This window comes from Streptomyces sp. NPDC001100 (assembly GCF_053598575.1).
On the sequence record NZ_JBSFKO010000010.1, the window covers coordinates 109,182 to 134,672 of the forward strand.

Sequence of the window (25,491 nt, forward strand, 5' to 3'; positions counted from 1 at the left end):
GACACCCAACGTTTACATAATTCCGTTCCGCAGTCGGTCATGTTTCGGGACCATGAGCCTCGGATGAATACCGGGGATTTTGGACCGCTTGCGCCACTGCGGTCCGAATGGCGTGCCCTCTGAAGGAAATTGGCGGGGTTTCCGGTTGTTTGGGGGCCCGTTCGCGCTGGCCGGATCATTCCCCTGGGTGTGGCGCTTACCTTTCCGTTGTTGACCGCCGAGTAACAGTGGCGCTAGCTTTCAACCAGCCATCTCGCGTCTCTGCGATTCCGTTCGGCGCCAACAGGCCGAAACCCCCCACCGTGCAGTTTCACCGTTTATTCGGAGAATCATGACGTCTGTCGCGCGCGCCGCAGAAATGATCATTGGAATCACGCCGTTCCATGAACCGGATGCCAGACTCGCGGCGGCCGTGAGTCGCGCCGGCGGGCTCGGCGTACTGGATCTGGGAATTGGCGACCGAAGATCGAGAGAGGCTCTGGCGCGAATCCGACGCTGGTCTCCTGGCCCTTTCGGGGTACGGATCGGCGCCCACTGCCGGATCGCCCCCGCGGAACTCGCCACGGCCGCCGACGGCGGCCCGCACACCGTCGTGCTCGCCGCGGACGCTGCGTGGCGGGTCGACGAAGTCGCCGACGCGTACCGGGTCCTGGTCGAGGTCACCGATCCCGACCAGGCTCTGTCGGCGGTCCGTGCCGGTGCGCACGGGCTCATCGCCCGGGGTGCCGAAAGCGGGGGCCGCATCGGCGAGTTGAGCGCGTTCGTGTTACTCCAACGGCTGCTCGCCGAGCCCGGTGTGACCGTCCCGGTCTGGGCCTGCGGCGGCATCGGCCCGCGTACGGCCGCCGCGGCTGTTGCCGGTGGCGCGGCCGGGGTCGTACTGGACAGCCAGCTGGCGCTGCTCGCCGAGTCGGCGCTCCCGGAGACGGCGGCCGCGGCGCTGCGTTCGATGGATGGTTCCGAGACCACGGTGATCGCCGGTCACCGGGTGCTGCTGCGCCGCGGCCCGGACGCCCCGCAGGTCCCCGCCGAGCGGGTCTCCGAACTGCTCGGCGCCCGCGACCCGCGCACCCAGCTGCTGCCGGTCGGCCAGGACGGCTTCCTCGCCGCACGGTTCGCGGAGCGCTGGGGTGATGTGGGCCGCACCGTGCGTGAACTGACGGCCGCCGTACGGGAGTCGATACGCGACGAGGGACCGGCCGGGGCACTGCGCGACGGCTCGCCGATGAGCCGGCGGCTCGGCACCCGACTCCCCCTCGCCCAGGGCCCGATGACCCGTGTCAGTGACCAGGCGGAGTTCGCCGCGGCCGTCGCCGGGGGCGGTGCCCTGCCGTTCGTGGCGCTGGCGCTGGCGAGCGGCGAGCAGTCGCGGACGGTCCTTGCCGAGACCCGCGCCGCCGTGGGCGACCGGCCCTGGGGTGTCGGGGTGCTTGGCTTCGCGCCTGAGGAACTGCGCACCGCCCAGCTCGAAGCGGTACGGGAGTTGAGGCCCACCCACGCGATCGTCGCGGGCGGCCGCCCCTCCCAGGCCGAGGCGTTGGAACGGTCCGGGATCGCCACTTTCCTCCACGTGCCCTCGCCGGGACTGCTGCGGCAGTTCCTGGACGCCGGTGTCCGCAGGTTCGTGTTCGAGGGCTCCGAGTGCGGCGGCCACGTCGGACCGCGCGGCAGCTTTCCGCTGTGGGAGGCCCAACTCGCCGTCCTGGACGACTTCTTGGAGACAGCGGCAGTGGGCACGGCCGAACACGTCGAGGTCTTCTTCGCGGGCGGCGTCCACGACGAGCGCTCGGCGGCGATGGTGGCCGCGCTCGCCGCACCGCTCACCGCGCGCGGCGCCGCCGTCGGCGTGCTGATGGGAACCGCCTACCTCTTCACGGAGGAGGCGGTGACATGTGGAGCGGTCCAACCCCTCTTCCAGGAGCAGGTGGTCCGGGCCACGCGGACCGCGTTGCTGGAGACCGCGCCCGGTCACGCCACCCGTTGCATACCCAGCCCGTTCAGCGACAACTACCTGCTCTTCGAAGCCGAGTTGCGCGAGCAGGGCGTCCCGGACCGGCAGATCTGGGAGAAGTTGGAACGGCTCAACGTCGGCCGGCTCCGCATCGCCAGCAAGGGCGTGGAGCGGGACGCCGCCGGAGCGCTGGCCGCCGTGGACGAAGAACGCCAGCTCGCCGAGGGGATGTTCATGGCCGGTGAGGTCGCCGTGCTGCGTTCGGCGACCACCACGATCGACGCCCTGCACCGCTCGGTGACCGAGGAGGCCGCCGACTTCCTGGCCGACAGCGCCCGAACCACCCGCGCCCTTCTGGGAGTCGAGGAGCAGGCCGAGCCGGAGCCGCCCGCCCCGCTGGACATCGCTGTCATCGGCATGGCCTGCATGTTCCCCGAGGCCCCCGACCTGCCCACCTTCTGGGCGAACATCCTCGGTGGGCGCGACGCGGTGACCGAGGTCCCGTCCGACCGCTGGGACCCCGCCGTGCACTACGCGGACGGCAAGAACGGCGCCACCCCGTCGAAGTGGGGCGGCTTCCTGCCCCGCATCCCCTTCGACCCGCTGCGCTACGGCATCCCGCCGACCTCCCTCGGCAGCATCGAACCGGTCCAGCTGCTGGCCCTGGAAGCGGCCCGGCGCTCCCTGGAGGACGCCGGATACGGCGACCGGGGGCGGCAGTTCGACCGCGCGCGCACCTCCGTGGTGTTCGGCGCGGAGGCGGGCAGCGACCTGTCCAACGCCACCACGCTGCGCGCCGTACTGCCCTCCTACTACGGGAAGATTCCACAGGGCGTCGAGGAGCAACTCCCCACCCTCACCGAGGACTCCTTCCCCGGCATGCTCTCCAACGTCATCTCGGGCCGGATCGCCAACCGGCTCGATCTCGGCGGGGCCAACTTCACGGTCGACGCGGCCTGCGCGTCCTCGCTGGCCGCCGTCGACGTCGCCTGCAAGGAACTCGTGGGCGGCACCAGCGACATCGTGCTGTGCGGGGGCGCCGACCTCCACAACGGCATCAACGACTACGTCCTCTTCTCCTCCGTGCACGCCCTGTCCCCGACCGGCCGCTCCCGCGCCTTCGACAACTCAGCGGACGGCATCGCGCTGGGCGAGGGCGTCGCCTGCGTGGTCCTCAAGCGGCTCGCGGACGCGGAGCGGGACGGCGACCGGATCTACGGCGTCATCAAGGGAGTCGGCAGTTCCAGCGACGGTCGCTCACTGGGTCTGACGGCACCCCGGCCGGAGGGGCAGCGGGCCGCGCTGGAGCGGGCGTACCGCAACGCGGGTGTCTCCCCCGCCTCGGTCGGTCTGGTCGAGGCGCACGGCACCGGGACCGTCGTCGGCGACCGGACCGAACTCTCCATCCTCAGCGAGGTGTTCACCGAGTCCGGTGCGGAGAGGGGCAGTTGTGCGCTCGGCTCGGTCAAGTCGCAGATCGGGCACACCAAGTGCGCCGCCGGACTGGCCGGACTGATCAAGACCGTGCTGTCCCTCTACACCGGGGTCAAGCCGCCCACCCTGCACATGAAGCAGCCCAACTCGGCCTGGAAGGAGGACGACAGCCCGTTCGTCTTCCACGCCCGGCCGCGACCCTGGGCCGCTCCCGCCGAGGAACGCGTCGCGGGACTCAGCGCGTTCGGCTTCGGCGGCACCAACTTCCATACGGTGATCCAGGCCTACGGCGACGCCGTACCGCCCGCCCACGGGCTCGACGCTTGGCCCGCCGAGCTGTTCACCTTCCGGGGAGTGGACCGGTCCGGAGCGCGCCGGGGCATCGAGGAGATCCTGAAGCTCGCCGAGTCGGGTTCCTGGAAGCTGCGCGACCTCGCACTCAGCGCGTCCCGGCGCTCCGACGCCCGGCATGAACCGGTGCAGGTGGCCGTCGTGGCCACGCAGGTCGAGGAGCTGGTCGGGCAGTTGCGGCGGGCGCTGGAGGGCGAGCACGACCCCGCCTCGGGAATCCACGCGGCCGACCTCCAGGAGAACGCCGGCAAGGTCGCCTTCCTCTTCCCCGGTCAGGGCAGTCAGCGGCCCGGGATGCTCGCCGACGTGTTCATCGCCTTCCCCGAACTGCAGCACTATCTGCACCTCGGCCGCGATCACGCCGACGCGCTCTACCCGCCCACCGCCTTCGACGACAGCGCCCGTGACCGCCAGCAGGCCGGTCTGACCGACACCCGGGTCGCGCAGCCCGCGCTGGCCATCGCCGGGCTCGCCGCCCACGCGCTGCTCACCGAGGCGGGTGTACGGCCCGACATGGCGGCCGGGCACAGTTACGGCGAGCTGGTCGCCCTGTGCGCGGCGGGCGCCATCGCTCCGGAGGCGCTGCTGGAGCTCAGCGCCGAACGCGCGGCGGCGATCCTCGAAGCCACCGGCGCCGACGACCCGGGCACCATGGCCGCGGTCGCGGCCGGCGCCGAGGACGTCGAGCAGGCACTGAAGACGGCGGGCGCGCCCGACTCGGTCGTCGTCGCCAACCACAACTCGCCCCGCCAGAGCGTGATTTCGGGCCCCACGGAGGCGGTCGCGGAAGCCGTGCGGCTGCTGCGCGAGGCCGGTCTCGGCGCCAAGCGCATCCCCGTCGCCTGCGCCTTCCACAGTCCGCTGGTGGCGGGGGCGGGCGAACGGTTCGCCGAGGCTCTTGCCCAACAGACCGTGCTCGCACCCGAGTTCCCCGTATGGTCCAACCGCACGGCGGCACCGTACGGCGAGGGCGCCGATGCGGTGCGGGCCGAACTCGCCGCGCAGATCGGGGCGCCGGTCGGCTTCGTCGCGCAGATCGAGGCGATGTACGAGGCGGGGGCGCGGGTCTTCGTCGAGGCCGGTCCCGGGTCGGTGCTGACCCGGCTGGTCGCCCAGATCCTCGGGGAGCGCCCGCACCGCACGGTCGCGTGCGAACCCCGGCCGGACAGCGGGCTGCGCGGCTGGCTCGACGCGCTGGCCCAACTGGCCGTCGCGGGGCTGCCGGTGCGCACCGGATGGCTGTTCAACGGGCGCGACGCCGTCGACGCGGCCCGGACCCCCGTGCCCAAGCGGCCCGGCTGGACGGTCGACGGACAGCTGGTCCGCACCGCCGCCGGAGAACTCCTCCCCGGTGCCCTCGCACCGGCCCGACGCGTTGTGGAGACGACTGTGACGACGAACCCTCAGGGCGGCGCCCCCGTCGAGGCGAACAGGGACGCGCTCATCTCCGAATTCCTGCGCACCAGCCGGGAGATGGTGGCCGCGCAACGGGACGTGCTGCTGACCTACTTCGGTGCCACGCAGGCGACGGTGCCCCAGGGGACCTGGGTTCCCGCACCGGCGCCCACCGTGGTCGAGGCGCTCCCGCAGGCACTCGCCCTTCCCACCGCTGTCGAGGCTCCGGTCGCCCAACAGCCCACCGCCCAGCCGGATTCGGCGCCCGAGGCGGTCACCGAGGACGACGTCCTGCGGGTCGTGCTGGAGATCATCAGCGAACGCACCGGCTATCCCGTCGACATGATCGAGCCAGACCTCGACCTGGAGGCGGACCTCAGCATCGACTCCATCAAACGGGCCGAGATCGCGGGCGAGTTGGCGCAGCGGCTGGGCATCGGCGGCGGCGCGGACATCGCCTCACTGGACGACGCCGAGCTGGAGGACCTGGCGAAGGCCCGTACGGCGGCCTCGGTCACGGGCTGGCTGTCGGCACGGCTGACCGAGCCCGCCCCCGTGGCGGAAACACCTCCGAGTGACAACACCCCTCAGGACGAGGTCACCGGCACCGCACCCAAGCGGCTCCAGCTGCGGCCGGTGCTGCTGGCACACCAGGACGCCGACAACCCGGCGGACCCGGCCTCCGTGCTGGGCGGGCGACGGTTCGTCCTCTACGGCGGCGGAGCGGGCGCGGAGGCCGTCGTGGCCCGGCTCTCCTCGTACGGCGCCGAGGCGCTGGTCGTCGACCCCGAGCACCAACTCACCGCGACGGACGGCCAGGTGGACGGCGTCCTGTATCTCGCGCCGCTCACCGCGTCGGCGCCGGTGCTGCCCGAGGCGTTCCCCGTGATCCAGGCCGCGCTCGCCCGGAACCCGCGCCAACTGATCGCCGTACAAGGGGCGGAGGGTGGATCGGCGGGACTGCACGGGCTGTTCCGTACGGTGGCGCGCGAGTACCCGGACACCGTCGCCCGGGTCGTCGAGGTGACGGACACGGCACCGGCCGCCGTCGCCGACGCGCTGCTCGCCGAACTGCTGGCGCCCGGCGATGAACCGGTCGTACTCCGAACTGCCGCCGGGCGACATGGACTTGAGCTGACCGAGACACCGCTCGGCGCGCTTGCGACCAACGGTGCCGGGCCGGCCGGTGACGGGGTCGCCGAGGCCGCCGCCATCGGTCTCGACCGTGACGCGGTGGTACTGCTGGTGGGTGGTGCGCGGGGCATCACCGCGAAGTTCGCCGTCGCGCTCGCCGCGGCCTCCCGGTGCCGTATCGAACTCCTCGGCAGGACGGCCGCGCCGACCGGACCCGAGGACCCGGCGACCGCCGGTGCCCGTACCCCGGCCGAACTGCGCGCGGCCCTCGCGGGCCAGGGCGGGCGCACCCCGGCCGAGATCAACCGCACGGCCGAACTCCTGCTCGCCCAGCGGGAGATCACCGCGACCCTGGACGAACTCGCCGCCCTCGGCAGCCAGGCCCGCTACCACTCCGTCGACTTCCGCGAACCGGACGCGGCACTCCAGGCGGTCAAGGAGATCCACGCCGAGCACGGCCGTCTCGACGGTGTCGTCTACGCGGCCGGGGTCATCGAGGACCGGCTGATCGCCGAGAAGAGCACCGAGTCCTTCCAGCGGGTCTACGGCACGAAGACGCACGGTGCCGAGACACTGCTGTCGGCGCTGGAGGAACTGCCCAACGGCCCAGCTTTCGCCGTTCTGTTCGGCTCCATCTCGGCCGTGCTCGGGAACCGCGGACAGGTCGACTACGCGGCGGCCAACGACGCCCTGGAGAGCCTCGGCACCGCCTGGTCGGCGCGCACCGGGCACCGGGCGCTGACCGTGCACTGGGGTCCGTGGGCGCCCACCGGCGGCCACCACGGCATGGTCACCCCGGAGTTGGGACGCGAGTACGCGCGGCGCGGTATATCGCTGATCGATCCCGAGGAGGGCACCGCGGCCCTGCTGCGTGAGCTCGCCTTCGGCGACGAGTCGGCCGGAGCCGTCGTCTACACCGCTTCGGGCTGGTGACATGACCGACCGTCAAGTGCCGGTCGCGATCGTGGGAATGGCGGTGCTGCTGCCTGGCGCCGCCGACCTCGACGCGTACTGGCGGAATCTGCTCGCGGGCACCGACGCCATCAGTGAGGTGCCGGACGGGCGTTGGGACGCGGACTACTACCGGCCGGACTCCGCGAGCGGTCCGGCAGTGGCCGACCAGGTGTACTGCCGGCGCGGCGGCTTCGTCGACGAGCTGGCCGAGGTCGAGGTCACCCGGTTCGGCATCATGCCGAACTCGGTGCCGGGCACCGAACCCGACCAGCTCATCGCCCTCCATGTGGCGGCCGCGGCCCTCGCCGACGCGGGCGGGGAGTCCCGGCTGCCCGACCGGCATCGCGTCGGCGTGGTGCTCGGCCGGGGCGGCTATCTCACCCCCGGTCTGGTCCGTCTCGACCAGCGGGTCCGTACGGCGGGCCAACTCGTCCGCACCCTGGGCGAGTTGCTGCCCGACCTGGACGCCGGTCAACTCGACCGGATCCGCACGGCGTTCACCGACCGGCTCGGCCCCGACAGCCCCGAGTCGGTGATCGGCCTCGTCCCGAACCTCGCGGCGTCCCGCGTCGCCAACCGCCTCGACCTGCGCGGCCCGGCCTACACGGTGGACGCGGCCTGCGCGTCCTCGCTGATCGCCGTCGACCAGGCGGTGACCGAACTCGCCGCCGGGCGCTGCGACCTGATGCTCGCCGGGGGCGTCCACCACTGCCACGACATCACGCTGTGGAGCGTGTTCTCCCAGCTGCGCGCCCTTTCCCCGAGCCAGCGGATCCGCCCTTTCCACCGGGACGCCGACGGCATCCTGATCGGCGAGGGCACGGGGGTCGTCGTCCTCAAGCGCCTCGCCGACGCCGAACGCGACGGCGACCGGATCTACGCCGTGATCCGGGGCACCGGTGTGTCCAGCGACGGCCGCGCCGCGAGTCTCGTCAACCCGGACTCGACCGGCCAGACCCACGCCGTACGACAGGCCTGGGCGGCGGCCGGGCTGGATCCGGCGCTGCCCCATTCGATCGGGCTGCTGGAGGCGCACGGCACGGCGACGCCCGCCGGTGACGGGGCCGAACTCGCCACGCTGGCCGAGGTGTTCGGCCCCGACGGTGATGCGGTCATCGGCTCCGTGAAGTCGATGATCGGTCACACGATGCCGGCCGCCGGTGTGGCCGGTCTGGTGAAGGCAGCCCTCGCCGTGCACCACGGGACGCTGCTGCCGACCCTGCACTGCGACGACCCGCACCCGGCGCTCGCGGCCACCCGGTTCCGTCCGCTGGAGAAGGCGGCGCCCTGGGAGACGGCGCCCGAACAGCCGGTGCGGCGGGCTGCGGTGAACGCGTTCGGGTTCGGCGGCATCAACGCGCATGTGGTGCTGGAGGAGGCGCCTGGGGCGCGGAGCCCACGTCCGGCTGTCGTGAACGAGCCGGAACGCGTGCTGACCCTCGCCGCCGACAGCCCCGAGGCGCTGGCCGCGCTGCTGGACGCGGACGACTCCGCGCTCCTGGCCACCACCGACTCCCTCTCCGGCCGCTCCCGGCTCGGCATCGTCGCCCCGGACGCCAAGCGGCTCGCGCTCGCTCGGCGGGCGGTCGCCAAGGGGCGGGCGTGGCAGGGCCGCAGCGATGTGTGGTTCACGCCGAGACCGCTGGTCGGGCCCGGCGCGGGCAAGCTGGCGTTCGTCTTCCCGGGCCTGGAGGGCGACTTCACGCCCCGGGTCGAGGACGTCGCCGCACACTTCGGACTGCGCGAGAACAAGTCCTCAACTCCCGCGCAGGTGGGGGATGTCGGCCGGCACGGCTTCGATGTGGTCGGCGTGGGGCGACTGTTGGACGCCGCGCTGCGCCGGATGGGCGTCGTGCCCGACGCAGTCGCCGGGCACAGTGTCGGCGAGTGGACGGCGATGACGGCCGCCGGGGTGTACTCGCCGGACGAGGTGAGCGACTTCATGGAGTCGTTCGACCCGGACTCGGTGACCGTGCCGGGGCTGGCCTTCGGAGCGATCGGCGCTCCCGCCGAGCGCGTGCTGTCGGCGCTCGCCGCCGACTGGCCGGACTCCGGGATCGTCCTCTCGCACGACAACGCGCCGGGCCAGTCGATGGTGTGCGGGCCGGAGCAGGCGGTGGACGCGTTCGTGCGGTCGTTCCGCGCGCAGGGTGTCCTGAGCCAGGTGCTGCCGTTCCAATCCGGCTTCCACACACCGATGTTGCAGCCCTACCTCGCACCGATCGAGGAGGCCACGAACCGCTTCCGCCTGCATCCGCCGACGGTCCCCCTGTGGTCGGGGACGACCGCCTCGCCGTTCCCCACGGAGGAGAAGGCGGTCCGCGCACTCTTCATCCGGCATCTGCTGGAGCCCGTGCGGTTCCGGCAGCTCGTCGAGGCCATGTACGACGCCGGTCATCGCGCGTTCGTCCAGGTCGGCACCGGCCAGCTCGGTTCTCTCATCGACGCCACGCTCAGCGGACGCGATCACCTGGTCGTGGCCGCCAACTCGCCCCACCGCTCCGGCCTCGCCCAACTCCGGCGCGTGGCAGTGGCGGTGTGGGCGGCCGGCGGGGCGGTGGACCCGTCGGCTCTGGCCCAGCAGGGACCGGTCCAACGACAGGAACGGCCCCCGGTACGGCTCGACTTGGGCGGGTCCTTGGTCTCTCTCGACGCCCCGAGCCTGGTGAAACTACGGGCGGAACTGCGCACGCCGATCCCGGCGAGCGCCGCCGTGTCCCCCCTGGACGCACTCACCGACCGCTTCCCGGCAGCCGCCGAACTGCACGCCCTGATGCGCGAGACCGCCGACACGGCCGCCCAACTCCTCGGCGCGGGCAGCCGTCGGGCGGTGGCGACCATCCCCGCTCCACCCCGGCAGCAGCCGCCCACTCCACCCCGGGAATGGCAGACCACGGTCCATGTCTCCCCCGAGTCCATGCCGTACCTCATGGACCACTGCTTCTTCCCGCAGCGCCCCGACTGGCCGGAGGTGGCGGACCGTTGGCCGGTGGTCCCGGCCACCACGATCGTCCAGCACATCATCGAGGCGGCCGAGCGGGCGGCGCCCGGCATGCGGGCGGTCGCCGTGCACGACGCGCGGTTCGACCGCTGGCTGACGGCGACGCCGTCGGTCGACGTACCGGTGCGGGTGGTCACCGAGGCCTCCGGTCGGCTCGCCGTCTCCTTCGGCCCGCACGCCCGCGGTGCGGTCGAACTGGCCCCCGCGTACGCCACCGCGCCCTCTCCCCACCCCGGCCCGGACCCGACCACCGAGCGCGTCCCCGACCACACCGCGTCACATATCTACGACGAGCGCTGGATGTTCCACGGCCCGGCGTTCCAGGGCGTCAGCGAACTCACCGCGATCGGCGACCGCCACGTGCGCGGCACGATCACCACACCGCCCGCACCCGGTTCCCTGCTCGACAACGTGGGCCAGATCCTCGGCTACTGGATCATGTCGACCCGCACCGAACGCACCGTCGTCTTCCCGGTCGGCATGCGCGAGATGCGTTTCTACGGCCCCCATCCGCGCCCCGGCACGGAAGTCGAGTGCCTCGTGCGGATCACCTCGCTCACCGACTCCGCGCTCGAATGCGACGTACAGCTCACGGTCGACGGCGTGGTGTGGGCGGAGCTGTCCGGCTGGCAGGACCGGCGTTTCGACAACGACCCGCAGACCAGGCCGGTCGAGCGCTTCCCGGAGCGCAACACGCTCTCCGAGGCCCGCCCCGGCGGCCGGACCCTGTTGCACGAGCGCTGGCCCGACCTCGCCTCCCGTGACCTCATCATGCGCAACTCGCTGAGCAGCGTGGAGCGTTCGCAGTACGCGGAGCATCCGCCGCGTGGTCGCCGGCAGTGGCTGCTGGGCCGGATCGCGTTGAAGGACGCGGTACGGCAGTGGCTGTGGGGCCATGGCGAGGGACCCGTCTTCCCGGCCGAGATCCGGGTCCACAACGACGAGTCGGGCCGCCCGTACGTCACCGGCCTGCACGGCCGCTCCCTGCCCCCGCTGGATGTCTCGCTGGCCCACTCCGCCGAGGCCGCCGTCGCGATCGTACGGCCGCACTCCCCCGAACCCGGGCCCGGCATCGACATCGAGGAAGTCGTCGAGCACGATCCCTCAACCCTCGCCACCGCTCTCGGCGAGGAGGAACTCGCGCTCCTGCGCGCCCAGTTGACGGCGTCAGGTGAGTCCGAGGCGCTGTGGTTCACCCGGTTCTGGGCGGCGAAGGAGGCGGTCGCCAAGGCGGAGGGCACTGGCTTCGGCGGCCGGCCGCGCGATTTCGCCGTCTTCCAAGTGGTCTCCGGATCACGGCTGTTGGTGTCCGGGCGGCTGGAACGCGCCTACACCGTGCACTGCGAGCCGGCCGGCAATCCCCCCAATCTGCCGGACAGGACCTATGTCGTGGCCTGGACGACGGGACCCACGCACGAAGAGGAGTACGACCGATGACCCCCACCACCGAGGACACCGTCCTCGCCGACCTCACGGGCATGCTGACCGCGCTCCTGGAGGACGAGTACGGCGTCGACGACGTCGAGATCACCATGACGACGACCTTCAACCGCGACCTGGAGCTGGAGAGCATCGACCTGGTGACCCTGGCCGGGCTGCTCCAGGAGCACTACGGCACGAAGGTCAACTTCGCCGAGTTCCTGGCCGGGATGGAGTTCGACGAGATCATCGAACTCACCGTCGGCCGGCTCGTCGAGTACGTCGTGCAGAGCCTCAAGGCAGCCGAGGCGGGCTGAGCCATGGTGATGGTCGACACCGGTCAACTCCGGCTGCACGTACAGAGGATGAGCCCGCCCGACGGCCGTCCGGTGACCGCCACGGCGGTGCTGGTGCACGGTCTGCTCACCGACAGCCTGGCCAGCTACTACTTCACCCTCGCTCCGCCGTTCGCGCTGGCCGGCGTCGACGTGGTCATGTACGACCTGCGCGGTCACGGCCGCAGCGCGCGACCGGCGACCGGCTACACCCTCGACGACAACATCGACGACCTGGAGGCGCTGCTCGATCGCCTGGAGGTGACGGGACCGGTCCATCTGGTCGGCAACTCCTACGGCGGGACAGTGGCGTTCGGCTACGCGGCCCGCCATCCGGAGCGGGCCGCCAGTGTCTCCCTCATCGAGTCGGAGCCGGCGACCGACGCCTGGGCGCCGAAGCTCGGCGGCATCCTGGACCGTGTGCTGCACGAGCTGGCGCACAACGAGGACGACGCGATCGCCTGGATCAGCGCGAACCGCGGCCACAACACCGCCCGCCTCGCGAAGGGCGCGGCCCGGCTGGCCCGGGAGACCTCCCTGTCCCAGGACATCCCGGCAAGCAGGGTGTTGACGGAGGATCAGATCCGGGCGGTGAGCTGCCCGGTGCTCGGCGTCTACGGCGGCGACTCCGACCTCGCCCTGCTCGCCCCCTGGCTGGAGTCCGTGCTGCCGGACTGCCGGACCGTCGTCGTGCCCGGCCACGAGCACTCGGTGCTGGTGGAGGCGGCCGGCACGGTCGGCGGCCACATCCTCTCGCTGATCCAGGAGGCGAGCGCGACCGAGGTGGCCGTCCGGTGAGCCGGTTCCTCTTCGTCGTACCGCCGCTGGTCGGTCACATCAACCCGGCGACGGGGGTTGCCGCCGAACTCGCCGCGCGCGGCCACGAATTGGCGTGGGCCTGCGCCGACCCCGATCTCGTGCGGCGGCTCGCGGGAGAGTCGGCGCGGGTGTTCCCGTGCGCAGGACCGGTCCCGGGCACGGGCGAGGGCGTACGGCCGCCCGACCTCCGTGGGCCGGAGGCGCTGAAGTTCCTCTGGGAGGCGTTCCTCGCGCCGCTCGCCGTGCAGATGGCGCCCGGAGTCACCGCCGCTGTCGAGGAGTTCGGGCCCGATGTGATCGTCGCCGACCAACAGGCCCTGGCCGGCGGCCTGGTGGCGGAACGTCTCGGGGTGCCGTGGGCGACCTCGGCGACCACCTCGGCCGAGTTCACCGACGTGTTCGCGGGCATCCCCAAAGTCGGGCTCTGGCTGGACGAGTTGCTGCGCCAGCTGCGCGCCGACCTCGGCGACCCGTCCGGCACCGGCGACCCGCGCTTCTCGCCGCATCTGGTGCTCGCGTTCAGCACCCCGGAACTGGTCGGTCCCGAGGCGCGGCAGGGCGAGCAGATCCGCTGGGTGGGTCCGTCGATCGCGCCCCGCCCGGCCGCGCCGGACTTCCCCTGGGACTGGCTGGACCGGTCCCGCTCCCTGGTCCTGGTCAGCCTCGGCACCGCCAACACCGATGTGGGCGCCCGTTTCCTCACCGAGTGCGTCACGGCGCTGCGGGCGCGAACGGACCGCGTCCAGGCAGTGATCGCCGACCCGGGCGGCGCATTGGACCGGTCCGACGAAGAGGACAAGGACCTCCTGGTCCTGCCCTCCATCCCCCAACTCCCCCTCCTCGAAAGGGCGGACGCGGTGGTCTCGCACGCCGGGCACAACACGGTGTGCGAGGCGCTGTGGCACGGTGTCCCGCTCGTCGTGGCGCCGATCCGCGACGACCAGCCGGTGATCGCCGGTCAGGTCACCGGCGCGGGCGCGGGCATCCGGGTCCGCTTCGGCCGGGTCACGGCGCCGAAGCTGGGCGCGGCGATCGACGCCGTACTCCACGAACCCGGCCACCGTGCCGCGGCCGACCGCATCCGTACGGCGTTCCGCGCGGCCGGAGGCAGCCGCGCGGCGGCCACCCATCTGGAACAGCTGGCCACCGGCACGTCCCCGAAGGAGACCCCGTGAGCACCGAGGACGACCCGAAACCACCGAGCCGCAACGACCAGGTCGCGGCACTACGGCCCGGCTACCAGGCGGACTTGGCCGACGGTCTCGACCGCTTCTTCGAGCCCAGGCGCGAGACCTGCCCCTGGTGCGACTCGTCACGGCTCAAGACCCGGCTGCGCACGAAGGACCTGATCCAGCACAAGCCGGGCACCTTCGTCCTGGACCGCTGCGAGGACTGCCGGCACACGTTCCAGAATCCCCGACTGAGCCCGGCGGGACTGGAGTTCTACTACCGGGACTTCTACGACGGCCTGGGCGAGAAGCAGTTGGGCAACACGTTCGCGGCCCGTACCAAGATGTACGAGCAGCGCGCGCAGTCACTGCTCCCGCACTCGCCGACTCCCAAGAACTGGCTTGACGTCGGCACCGGTCACGGTCACTTCTGCGAGTCGGCCCGCACGGTGTACCCGGACACGACGTTCGACGGCCTCGACTTCACGGACGGCGCCGAACTCGCCGAGCAGGCGGGGCGGGTGGAGCGCGGCTATCGCGGCAGCTTCCCGGAGCTGGCCCCGAATCTCGCGGGCCACTACGACGTCGTCAGCATGTTCCACTACCTGGAGCACAGCACCGAGCCCGAACGCGAACTGGCCGCCGCGCACACGGCCGTTCGCCCCGGCGGCCATCTCCTGATCGAGGTCCCGGACCCCGACAGCCGCTACTCCCGCCTGCTGGGCCGCTGGTGGCTGCCCTGGCTCCAGCCCCAGCACCTGCACTTCGTCCCGGTGGAGAACCTGCGCCGCCGGCTCACCGACCTCGGCTTCACGGTCGTGGCGGAACAGCACGCCGAGCCGCACGACCCGGTCGACCTCCTGGCCGGCACCTGGCTGGCCCTGGACACGGCCGCGCCCCGCGACAACCTCCCCTGGCTGCCGAAGCCCCCGACCGGCCTGGCCCGTACGGGCCGCGCGGCCGTGCTGATCGCGGGGATCCCGGCACTGGTCCTGGGCACGCTCCTGGACCGGTTCGTGGTGAGGCGGCTGTCGCACCGGCTGGGGGTGTCGAACGCGTACCGGCTGGTGGCACGGCGCGACTGAGCGGTGCCACCGGGCGGTCAGGCCAGACTCTCCAGCGCGCGGGCGACCTCGTCCGCCGTGATGCCGTCGGCCCGGTTGTCGAACACCAGCCGGCGGCCGTCGGTCCAGCGGCACTCGTTGGCCTCGGCCGCCTTCCAGAACGTGTCCCAGTCGGCGAGCTTGGACAGGTCCCTGGCACAGCCGCGGGCGCGCACCCGCTCGCGGGCCGTGTCCGAGTCCACCTGGACCTGGACGACGACCAACTCGACGTCGGCGGGCCAGTCGTGACGGTACGTCACGTCCGCGAGGTGGTCCGGCCGGGAGAAGTAGCGGCCGAACGGCGCGTCCAGCACGACCGGGCGGCCCACCCTCAGGTTGTCGGCGGCAAGGTCGAGGATCGTCGCGTATTCGAGGTCCATCACCACCGACTGGTAGTACGGGTTGAGGTCGCGCTCCTTCGGGTCCGTGCCGGCGAGTTCCAGGAGTGCCTCGGTGAGGCGGGTGCAGGCGGTGTCCTTGTCGATGTACGCGGCACCGCCCAGTTCGGCGATCAGCCGGGCCACGCCGGTCTTGCCGGACCCGGCCGGCCCGATCACGAAGTACGCCCGTGGAGCGAAGGTCATGCGCGGCGGTCCTTCACGAAGAACAGGTACGACATCCCGCCGAGCAGCAGGAGTGCTCCGCCGACGAGGAAGACGTCCGTGTAGTTGTTGCCGGTCGCGTCCAGGATCGCACCGGTGACGATGGGGGCCATCGCGGCGCCGAGGAAGCCGCCGAAGTTCTGGATCGCGCCGAGCGAGGCGACCTGGTGGGACTCGGCGATGTCGGAGGCGAGCGTCCACAGGCAGCCCATCGGGACCTGGGCGGCGAAGTAGCCCAGGGACAGCAGGGCGAGCGCGAGCGGGGTGCTGTGGACGTACGCCACGGGCAGGACCGCGGCGGCGGCCAGCACGGCGCCGCCGACGATGGGGACCTTGCGGGAGACGACGGCGGGGACGCCCCGGCGGATCAGCCGGCCGGAGAGCCAGCCGCCGAAGAGGACGCCGAGGATGCCGCAGAGGTAGGGCAGGGAGGAGAGCCAGCCGGTCTCGGAGAGGCTGAGGCCGCGGGAGGTCTGGAGGTAGCTGGGCAGCCAGGTCAGGTAGACCCACACGGTGTAGAAGATGCCGAAGGCGCCGAGGATCATGAAGTAGGTGTTGCGCTGCTTGAACAGCGCTCCCCAACTCGCGGGCCTGGCCTGGTCGTTCGCGCGGGCCGCGGCCAGCTCCTCACCCCGTATCAGCGCCTGCTCGCGCAGGGTGGGGTCCCGGTGGACGCGCAGCCACACCAGCATGACGAGGATGCCGAGCGCGCCCACGGCGACGAACATGCCGCGCCAGCCGACCGTGAGGAGAAGGCCGGTGAGGATCGGCGGGGCGATCGCGTTGGCGATCTGCGAGCCGGTGTTGACGATCGAGATGGGCAGGGCGCGCTCGTCCTTGTCGAACCACCGCTCGTTGACCTTGAGACTGGCCGTGAAGAACGGGGACTCGGTGACACCGAGGGCGACCCGGGCGGCGTAGAGCACGCCGAAGGAGTGGGCGGCGGCGGTGACCATCGTCATCAGGGACCAGAGTCCGGCCGCCCAGGCGTACATGCGCTTGGGGCCGAAGCGGTCGACGAGGTAGCCGGCGGGGAGGTTGGCGATGGCGTACGGCCAGGAGAAGGCGGCGAGCAGCAGTCCCATCTCGGTGGCGTTCAGGCCGAATTCACTGGCGATGGTGGTGTTGGCGACGCTGAGCGTGGCGCGGTCGAGGTAGTTGACGACCCCGCCGATCACGAGGAGGGCCACCAGGACCCAGCGGATGCGGAGCGAGGTCCGGCGGGCGGTGCCGTCCAGGTCGAGGGATTCGGGGGTTTCGGGGGTGAGGGACTGCTGAGCCATGGAGAGCTCCTCGGGGAACCACCGTGCGGGTGATGGGGAGTTGGGGACGGAGCGAGCGGGTGTGCGTCAGGCCCTGGCGCCTTCGATGGCGCGCAGCATGGTCGCGGCGGCCTCGGTGACATGCCGGTAATTGCCGTCCGCGCGGGCGGCCTTGGTGACGAAGCTGCCGACGCCGACCGCGACGACACCGGCGTCGAACCATTCCTTGACGTTGTCCGCGGTGACCCCGCCGGCAGGCATGAGCGGGGCCTGCGGGAGCGGGGCGCGGACCGTGCGGACGTACTCGGGGCCGACGAACTCCGCGGGGAAGAGCTTCACGATGTCGGCGCCGGCCTGCATGGTGTCGACGATCTCGGTCGGGGTGTAGGCCCCGCTGACCGTGACGGCCTGGTAGCGGTTGGCGGTGGTCAGCATCGCCGGGTTGAGGTTGGGGCTGACCAGCAGGCGGGCGCCGGCGGAGATGCACTCGTACGCGGAGTGCTCGTCCAGGACGGTGCCCGCGCCGACGAGGACGCCGTCGTCGCCGTAGCGCTCGGAGAGCTTGGAGATGACGTCCAGCGCGCCGGGCACGGAGAGGGTGATCTCCAGGGCCCGGATGCCGCCCTCGATGGCCGCCTCGGAGACGGCGAGGGCCTCCTCGGCGCTCTCCAGACGGACGATGAGCAGGGCGCCCGTACGGGTGATCGATTCCAGCGCGTTAAACTTTGTTACCATAAGAGCACACGCTAGAACATGAATTCACATCTTGTCACGTCCCTTGTCACACGAAGTTAGGCTGGCCCCGATCCGCCGCCACGGCACCCAGGCTTCGAGGAGACGCATTGAGCAGGGCACCCCTGATCCCCGAGCAACGCCATCAGGAGCTGCTGCGCCTGCTGAGGGGCAGCGGGGTGCTGAGCATCCACGACCTGACCGCGGCGCTGAACGTCTCGCACATGACGGTGCGCCGGGACATCACCGCGCTGGAGAAGAGCGGGCAGGTGGTCTCGGTGCAGGGCGGGGTCAGGCTCGCCGACTGGACCGGGCACGCGCCGCCCCGCGAGCGGGCCTCACGCGCGGCGCTGGAGATGCCCCGGAAGCAGGCCATCGCCGGGCGGGCCGCGGAGCTCGTCGAGGACGGCATGGTGGTGTTCCTCGACGCGGGGACGACCTGTCAGTCGGTCGTGCCGTTCCTGGCCGGCCGCAAGGACCTCACCGTCGTCACCAACGACTTCCACGCCGTGCTCGCGCTGTGCGAACTCCCGTCCGTGCACACGGTCCACACCGGTGGCGAGGTCGATGTGTCGAGCGGTTCGAGCAGTGGGCCCCTGGCCGCCAGGACGGTCGGCGCGATCAATCTCGACCTCGCCTTCCTGAGCGCCGGGTCCTGGGACCTGTCCCACGGCGTGACGAGTTTCTCGATGGACAAGGTGCTGCTGAAGCAGGCGGTGATGGCGGCGGCCGGCTCGATCGCGCTGCTCGCCGACAGCACCAAGTGGGGCACGGTGGAGCGGTTCAACGTGACCCCGCTGGCCGGGCTCGACACCGTGGTGACCGACGCGGGCCTGCCGCGGGCGGTGGTGGACCGTATCGCGGAGGAGGGCCCCGCGGTCCTGCGCACGGACCCGGTCACCCGCTGATCTTCTGCCGCCCCCCATTGAATGATGCATTCACCGCGTCTAGCATCACCTGGTGATTCCATCAATTCCCGTATGACTCTCATCAAGCACGGCGCAGATGACGACGAGCGGTCGCGGCCCGGTTCCGGGGGCTCCGGCCGCTCGTCCTCGCTCCTACGACGGTTCAGCTCGCGGTACGGCGGATCCGCCCCTCGTACCGCTTCTCCAGCTCCAGGTTCCCCTCGAAGCCGCCCGGCACATTGGCCGAGACGTAGACGGGCGGCCGGTCCCCCGAGGCGAGGAGCTGGGCCGCCGCCTCCGCGACCGTCAGCTGCACGAGCATCGCGCCGGTGAGCGTGGACAGGGCGCAGACCGCGCCGCCGCCCGGGAGTTCGAGGAGCGCGTCGCCGCGCGGGGCCGCGTTGTCGAGGACGACGTCCGCGAGGTCGGCGAGCTTCTTGCCGCTCGGGTGACCGGCGGGGACGGCGTGGGTGTGGGCGAGCGAGGTGATGGCGAGAAGGCGGTGGCCGCGCTCCTTCACCCGCAGGGCCATTTCCACGATCACGTTGTTGACACCGGAGTTGGAGACGATGACGAAGAGGTCCTGCGGGTGGGGCGCGGCCAACTCGTAGAGCCGGTCGGCCACTCCGGCCCGGCGCTCCAGCAGCGGGTCGTCGAGCACGCTGGGCGCATCGCCGCCGTAGAGGACGAGGTCGGCGATGCTCAGGCGGTTGGTGGGTACCAAACCCCCGGCGCGGCCCGCGAGTTCGAGGACCATGGCCTGGGAGTGGCCGGTGCCGAAGGCCTGGACGACGCCGTCGGTACGGACGCAGTCCGCGATCAGCGCGGCGGCGCGGGACACGGTCTCGCGGCCGGATTCGGTGATGTGCTGGAGAACGGCCAGGCTCTCGCGCGCGAAGATCTCGGCGCTCACGGACTCGGCGGACACGCGACACTCCCCACCGGTGGATCAAACCACCTATTATTTCCCGTTCAATGAATCAATAAATCACACACGGTCCTGGTATTCAATCGATGGCCTCTGAGGTGGCTGATACCTTCTCCACATGCCCCCGACAGACGTCACCACCCTCATCCGCACGGAGCTGCCCCGGCTGGCGGGCTCGTTGCGGAAGGTCGGCGAACTGATCCTGGAGGATCCGGCCGCCGTCACCCACTGCTCGGCCGCCGAGCTGGGCCGCCGCACCGGCACGTCGCAGGCGACGGTGACCCGGTTCTGCCGCGCGGTGGGCCTCGACTCGTACCAGCATCTGCTGATCGAACTGGCCCAGGAGCGCGGGCGCGGCGAGGTGTCCGACTGGGGCACCGCCGAGATCGGCCCGGACATCTCCCCCGACGACGATCTGGAGCGGGTAGTGCAGGTCGTGGGCAGCGCCGACCTGCGCGCGGTGCAGCAGACCATCGACCGGATCGACCTCGACGCGGTGGAGCGCGCGGCCACCGCCGCGGCCCGCGCCCGGCGCATCGACGTCTACGGCATCGGCGGCAGCGGGGCGGTCGCACAGGAGACCGAGACCCGGCTGTTCCGCATCGGCTGCGCGGTGCGCGGCTGGACCGAAGTGCACGCCGCCGCCACCTCCGCGGCCCTGCTCACCCCGGCGGACGTCGCCATCGGCATCTCCCACTCCGGTTCGACCCGCGAGACCATCGAGCCCTTCGAGCTGGCCAAGGAGCGCGGCGCCACCACCGTCGCCCTCACCTCCGACCCGCGCTCCCCGCTGGCCCGCGCCGCCGACATCAGGCTCATCTCCTCGTCCTCCGCGACCAGTTTCCCCACCGGCATCATCGGCGCCCGCCACTCGGTGCTGGTCCTCATCGACTGCCTCTACGTCCGCATCGCGCAGCTCTCCTACCAGCGCGCGAGCGCCTCCCTGGCCCTGACCGACCACATCGCCGGGGAGCACACGGTGAAGGCCAGAAGAGGCCGGTGATCTGAACCAGGACCGGCCGTGATCTCGGCCGAGTCTGCATGGATGAACCACCGAAGTTACGCGGAGATGGTTGTTTGAATCATCTTCGCGGTGTCAGGATGGGCGCTCCGCCGAGCCTCTGGTAGGAGACCCATGCGCGTGACCGCTGCCCTGTCGACCGAGCTGTTCGTCGGCACCGCCGAGCATCCGATCCAGGTGGTGACCGTCGAACTCGCCCATGTCCCCGGCCGACCGGTGCGCCTCACGGTCGAGGGACCGGGCCTGCACGGCAGCGCGGAGACGGTCGCCGGCGAGGACGGCACCGCACGCGCCGAGATACCCGTGACCTGCGGCCTCGCGCCCGGCGAGCGGTGCACCATCGAGGTGACGGCGGCCGACGACGGCCAACTGGCCACCCTCACCGCCGAGTTCACGGCCGCCGAGCCCGGCTGGACCATGTTCATGGTCAGCCACTTCCACTACGACCCCGTCTGGTGGAACACCCAGGGCGCCTACACCGAGACCTGGGACGTCGCCGACGACCCCGCCTCGACCGGTCTCCCGGCCCGCACCTTCGACTCGCGCGGCCAGTCCGGCATGAGTCTCGTCCGTGCCCACTGCGACCTGGCCCGCCGCGACCCCGCGTACACCTTCGTGCTGGCCGAGGTCGACTACCTCAAGCCCTACTGGGACGCCTTCCCGGAGGAACGCGCCTTCCTGCGCGAGCTGATCCGCACCGGCCGGGTCGAGATCATGGGCGGCACCTACAACGAGCCGAACACCAACCTCACCGGCGCCGAGGCGACCGTGCGCAACGCCCTGTACGGGGACGGCTTTCAGCGCGGCATCCTGGGCGCCTCGCCCGAAACCGCCTGGCAGCTCGACGCGTTCGGGCACGACCCGCAGTTCCCGGGGCTGATGGCGGACGCGGGGGTGTCGTCCAGTTCGTGGGCGCGTGGACCGTTCCACCAGTGGGGGCCGACGCTCTCGGTCTTCGGCGAGGAGCCGCGCGATCCCCGACGCATGCAGTTCCCGGCCGAGTTCAGCTGGATCGCCCCCTCCGGACGCGGGCTCCTCACCGCCTACATGGTCAACCACTACGGCGCCGGCTGGGCGATCGACAACGCGCCCACGCTCCCCGAGGCCGAAGCGGCGGCGCTCAAGCTGTTCCGCGGCCTCAAGAAGGTAGCGCTCACCCGCAATGTGCTGCTCCCGGTCGGCGGCGACTACGCCCCGCCGTGCCGCTGGGTGATGGACATCCACCGGGACTGGAACGCCCGTTACGTCTGGCCGCGCTTCGTCAGCGCGATCCCCCGCGACTTCTTCGCCGCCGTCCGCGCCGAGTTGGACCAGGAGGGCCGCAAGGCGTCGCCGCAGACCCGGGACATGAACCCGGTCTACACCGGCAAGGACGTCTCCTACATCGACACCAAGCAGGCCCAGCGCCACGGCGAGACCCTCCTCGCCGACGCCGAGGCCTGGGCCACCCTCGCCTCGCTGGTCGCCCGACACCCCTACCCGGACGCCGCGTTGGACAAGGCGTGGCGGCAGCTGATCTACGGCGCCCACCACGACGCCATCACCGGCTCCGAGTCGGACCAGGTGTACGTCGACCTGATGACCGGCTGGCGCGAGCTGTACGACCTGGCGGAGACGGTGCACGCCGACGCGACGGAGGCCATCGCGGGGAAGGTCGCCCAACTCCCGGGTGCCGGACCCGACTTGGTCGTGTTCAACGCGGCGACCTGGGAGCGCCGGGACGTCCTGACCGTCACCGACCCCGGTCTGATCCCCCTCGACGACACCGGCCTGCCGCTGCCCGCCGTCCGCGAGGGCGACCAACTCCGGCTCGTCGTACCGGAGGTACCCGGCATGGGCCTCAAGGCCCTCCCGCTCGCCGAGGGTTCGGTGCCCGGGTGGACGCCCGGCGAGGGCCTCACCATCCGCAACGGGTTCTACGAGGTGACGGTCGATCCCGCGCGCGGCGGCGGCGTCAGCAGCCTGCGCGAACTCGCCGACGGCGGCCGGGAGTTGCTGCGCGCCGGCGACATCGGCAACGAACTCGTCGTACAGGAGGAGTACGCGCGCCACCCGCGGTTCGGCGAAGGCCCCTGGCACCTCACGCCCACCGGAACCACCGCCGCCCGCAGCCGTGACGTCACCGCCGACATCGATGTCCAGCACTCCCCCGCCGGTTCCCGGATCACCGTCACCGCCGACCTCGGGCTGTTCCGGTACACCCAGCGGCTGACCCTGTGGACCGGGGTGGCGCGGCTCGACGTGACGACCACGATCGACGGTTACGACGGCGCCGACCGGCTGATCCGGGTGCGCTGGCCGTCCGACGTGACCGGCGGGCTGCCGGTGCACGAGGTGGCGGACGCGGTGATCGGGCGCGGGTTCGGGTTCGTGGAGGTGGACAGCGAGGAGTTCCCGTGGACCCTCGACAATCCGGCGAACACCTGGTTCGGGCTGGGGTCCACCGCGCGGGTCGCGGTGCACGACGAGTCGGGGCAGTTGCTCGGGCACCGGTCGATCGGTGTCGCCGAACTCGTCTACTCCGATTGGGACGTGGCCGGTGAACTCGGTGCCCCGCTCGCGGCGGCCCTCGTCCGGGTCGGGGTCACCGCGACCTCGACGATCGCGGGCGGTCCGCGCTACGGCGACCTCGAAGTCGACTCCAATCTCCCGGACCTCCGGATCGCGGTGGGTGCGCCGGAACGCAACTCGGTGGTCGCCGAGGCCCTCGGCTGGGACCCGGCCGCCGGACGCGAACTGCGCCGGCAACTGGCCGAGCGGGGTGTGGCCGCGGTGTGGGTCGCACCCCGTGCGGGGCTGCGCGAGGAGTGGGTGCCCGGCGCCGACCTGCGCGACCTGGAACGGCTGCCGCTGCTCGTGGTGGCGGGCGCCCGCCCCGAGGACGACGCCAAGGCGGTCGACGCGCTGATCGCCGACCTCGACGACGCGGTCCTGACGGCCACGGCGGCGGGCGGCTGCGAGGCCCTGCCGCCGGGCGACGCCTGGGACGGCCGCAGCTTCGCCGTCCTCAACCGGGGCACACCCGGCTGTGTCGTCACCTCCTCGGGCGACCTCTACATGTCCCTCATGCGTTCCTGCACCGGCTGGCCCTCCGGCATCTGGGTCGACCCGCCCCGCCGCACGGCCCCCGACGGTTCCGCCTTCCAACTCCAGCGCTGGACCCACGAGTTCGCGTACGCGGTGGTCGGGGGCGCCGGTGACTGGCGCGAGGTCCGGCTCCCGCAGGCCGGGCACGAGTTCAACCACCCGTTCACGGCCCGCCTGCGGACCGGTCCAGAACAGGGCGTCCTGCCGAGGAAGTTCACCCTCCTCGGCCTGGAACCGGCCGGCGAGGTGGTCCTCGACGCCCTCAAGCCGCTCGGCTCCCCGCTCGCCCGGGGCAGCGCGGTGCCTGTCGACCCGGGACGCGGTGTCGTCGTACGGCTGCACGAGGTGAACGGGCGGCCGGTGCGGGCCCGGATACGCGGGCCGCGGGACTGGGCCGAGGGTGCCCGAGCCGACGTACTGGAGGCGCCCGGCGAGGAGTTGACGCCGGAGCGGGACGGCGGGGTCGCGCTCGACCTGACCGGGTTCGAGGTCGCGACGGTACTGGCGAGCACTGCCGCCGAGCCCTCGACCGGGCCCGGAATCGCGGCACATGAACCCGCGCAGCCGATCCACACCCGGTACTGGCTGCACAACTCGGGCCCGGCGCCACGCGGGAACATGCCGGTGTCGGTGTACCTCTCCCCCGGCACCCTCACCGCCGCCGGCCCGGTCACCGCGACCGTCCGGGTCGGCTCGGAACTCACCGACGCGCCGGTGTCGGGCACGGTGACCTTCGAGGTGCCGGACGGGTGGACCGCCGAACCCGCCGAACTGCCGTACGCGTTGGGCCCGGGCGGGTTCACGCTGGCCGAGATGACCGTGACACCACCGCCGGAACCGGTGCCCGGCCGCCACTGGCTCGCGGCCCGGCTGACGTACGGCGGGCAGACGTACGAGGACACCGTGGCGCTGGACGTACCGGACGGACACCACGGGCCAACGCTCGTGTCCACGCTGGGAGTCGACCGGATCAGCGTGCGTCACGGTGAACGCGCCCGCGTCCCCGTGACCGTCCGCAACACCACCCGGGGACCCGTCAACGGAACCTTGTGGGCCGTGTCCTCCTGGGGCACCTGGGCGGGTGTGGAGCCGGGCGTCCAGGGGTTCACGGTCGCCGGTGGCGCGGAGCGGGAGTGCGTCGTCGAGGTGGACGGTTCGGCGGTGGCGCCGGGATCGTACTGGCTGCTCGCGAAGGTCGCCTGGCACGGGTGTGTCGCCTACACGGAGGCCGTCACGCTGGAGGTGACGCCGTGACGTCGGAACACGCGGCCGTGGTGCGTGGCGCGGCCGTCGCCAAGGGGCGGGTGGACGCGTTGCTGGCGGCCGTACCGGCCCGGGACCCGGAGGCCACCCGGCCCGAGGCGCTCGCGCGGGCCGAGCGGCAGCGACGGCGGTGGGCGACCCAGGTGGTGGTCATCGACGAGCTGGCCCAACGGGCTTGTGCGGAGCGGGGGTTGAAGCCCCCTGCCGAGGTGTCGCCGGACGGGGTGCTGGCCGTCGCCGAGACCGATGTCGCGGATCTCGGCAGCATCGTCGCGGCGGCCCTCGCACACTCCCCGGCCGCCCGGCTGCTGCTGGCCGAGCTGGAGGGCGAGCAGGAGGTCGCGGAGGCCGCCGTACGGGACTACTACGACCGCAACCGGGACCGTTTCCTCACGGCGGACGCGCTGCGACGTGGAGTGGACCCCTTCGGCCGGGTGTCATCGGAGGACTTCGTGCCGTACGAGCGGGTCCATGAGGAGGTCGCGCGCGCGTTGCGTCGGGCGGCGGGGCGGCGGGCCTTCTTCGGCTGGTTGGACCAGGCCAAGGCCGGAGTCGTGTACACCGCCGGGCACGAGCACCCCGGCGATCCGGCGCATCCGGACCACGAGCACCGGCACTGATCT

General features: G+C 71.9%; 14 protein-coding genes. 10 read left to right on the forward strand and 4 right to left on the reverse strand.

What is annotated here, in order from left to right:
- Nucleotides 1–331 precede the first annotated feature (331 nt).
- The 6 genes from ACWDEW_RS16755 to ACWDEW_RS16780 are packed head-to-tail and all read left to right on the forward strand — an operon-like array spanning nucleotide 332 to nucleotide 15,047.
- Nucleotides 332–7,198, forward strand: coding sequence for an SDR family oxidoreductase (locus ACWDEW_RS16755; protein ID WP_450513542.1), 6,867 nt, complete (start codon nucleotides 332–334; stop codon nucleotides 7,196–7,198).
- 1 nt (nucleotide 7,199) lies between these two features.
- Complete coding sequence (locus tag ACWDEW_RS16760) at nucleotides 7,200–11,657, forward strand: beta-ketoacyl synthase N-terminal-like domain-containing protein (RefSeq protein ID WP_450513544.1); 4,458 nt, start codon at nucleotides 7,200–7,202, stop codon at nucleotides 11,655–11,657.
- On the forward strand, nucleotides 11,654–11,956 hold the full coding sequence (locus tag ACWDEW_RS16765) for an acyl carrier protein (protein ID WP_019071397.1): 303 nt from the start codon (nucleotides 11,654–11,656) through the stop codon (nucleotides 11,954–11,956). The genes ACWDEW_RS16760 and ACWDEW_RS16765 overlap by 4 nt, the downstream gene beginning before the upstream one ends.
- 3 nt (nucleotides 11,957–11,959) lie before the next feature.
- Nucleotides 11,960–12,772, forward strand: coding sequence for an alpha/beta fold hydrolase (locus ACWDEW_RS16770; protein ID WP_450513547.1), 813 nt, complete (start codon nucleotides 11,960–11,962; stop codon nucleotides 12,770–12,772).
- Nucleotides 12,769–13,968: a glycosyltransferase gene (locus tag ACWDEW_RS16775; protein ID WP_450513549.1), complete on the forward strand. Its 1,200-nt coding sequence runs from the start codon at nucleotides 12,769–12,771 to the stop codon at nucleotides 13,966–13,968. The genes ACWDEW_RS16770 and ACWDEW_RS16775 overlap by 4 nt, the downstream gene beginning before the upstream one ends.
- Nucleotides 13,965–15,047 (forward strand): class I SAM-dependent methyltransferase, encoded by a 1,083-nt coding sequence (locus tag ACWDEW_RS16780; RefSeq protein ID WP_450513551.1) that lies wholly within the window; start codon nucleotides 13,965–13,967, stop codon nucleotides 15,045–15,047. Before ACWDEW_RS16775 ends, ACWDEW_RS16780 begins: the two co-directional genes overlap by 4 nt.
- Before the next feature lie 17 nt (nucleotides 15,048–15,064).
- Here ACWDEW_RS16780 and ACWDEW_RS16785 read toward each other — a convergent pair whose 3' ends face one another.
- From ACWDEW_RS16785 to ACWDEW_RS16795, 3 genes are all read right to left on the reverse strand, one after another.
- Nucleotides 15,065–15,649, reverse strand: coding sequence for an AAA family ATPase (locus tag ACWDEW_RS16785; protein WP_450513553.1), 585 nt, complete (start codon nucleotides 15,647–15,649; stop codon nucleotides 15,065–15,067).
- Entirely contained in the window at nucleotides 15,646–16,950 is a 1,305-nt protein-coding gene (locus tag ACWDEW_RS16790; RefSeq protein ID WP_450513555.1) for an MFS transporter, read from the reverse strand. Before ACWDEW_RS16790 ends, ACWDEW_RS16785 begins: the two co-directional genes overlap by 4 nt.
- A 66-nt stretch (nucleotides 16,951–17,016) precedes the next feature.
- Complete coding sequence (locus tag ACWDEW_RS16795) at nucleotides 17,017–17,664, reverse strand: bifunctional 4-hydroxy-2-oxoglutarate aldolase/2-dehydro-3-deoxy-phosphogluconate aldolase (RefSeq protein WP_450513557.1); 648 nt, start codon at nucleotides 17,662–17,664, stop codon at nucleotides 17,017–17,019.
- A gap of 107 nt (nucleotides 17,665–17,771) precedes the next feature.
- Here ACWDEW_RS16795 and ACWDEW_RS16800 point away from each other — a divergent pair, with 107 nt between their 5' ends.
- Nucleotides 17,772–18,569, forward strand: coding sequence for a DeoR/GlpR family DNA-binding transcription regulator (locus tag ACWDEW_RS16800; protein WP_450513558.1), 798 nt, complete (start codon nucleotides 17,772–17,774; stop codon nucleotides 18,567–18,569).
- Between the two features lie 163 nt (nucleotides 18,570–18,732).
- On the opposite strand, the gene ACWDEW_RS16805 is transcribed toward ACWDEW_RS16800, so the two are convergent.
- The gene (locus ACWDEW_RS16805) at nucleotides 18,733–19,497 is read right to left on the reverse strand and encodes a sugar isomerase domain-containing protein (protein ID WP_450513560.1); all 765 of its coding nucleotides are present in this window, start codon (nucleotides 19,495–19,497) and stop codon (nucleotides 18,733–18,735) included.
- Between the two features lie 118 nt (nucleotides 19,498–19,615).
- Between ACWDEW_RS16805 and ACWDEW_RS16810 the strand changes: the two genes are divergently transcribed.
- The 3 genes from ACWDEW_RS16810 to ACWDEW_RS16820 all read left to right on the forward strand — a co-directional run bounded on the left by ACWDEW_RS16810 (nucleotide 19,616) and on the right by ACWDEW_RS16820 (nucleotide 25,488).
- Nucleotides 19,616–20,500 (forward strand): MurR/RpiR family transcriptional regulator, encoded by an 885-nt coding sequence (locus tag ACWDEW_RS16810; RefSeq protein WP_019071388.1) that lies wholly within the window; start codon nucleotides 19,616–19,618, stop codon nucleotides 20,498–20,500.
- A gap of 132 nt (nucleotides 20,501–20,632) precedes the next feature.
- Complete coding sequence (locus tag ACWDEW_RS16815) at nucleotides 20,633–24,859, forward strand: glycoside hydrolase family 38 N-terminal domain-containing protein (protein WP_450513562.1); 4,227 nt, start codon at nucleotides 20,633–20,635, stop codon at nucleotides 24,857–24,859.
- Nucleotides 24,856–25,488, forward strand: a complete 633-nt coding sequence (locus tag ACWDEW_RS16820) for a peptidyl-prolyl cis-trans isomerase (protein WP_450513564.1) — start codon at nucleotides 24,856–24,858, stop codon at nucleotides 25,486–25,488. The genes ACWDEW_RS16815 and ACWDEW_RS16820 overlap by 4 nt, the downstream gene beginning before the upstream one ends.
- Nucleotides 25,489–25,491: the final 3 nt, after the last annotated feature.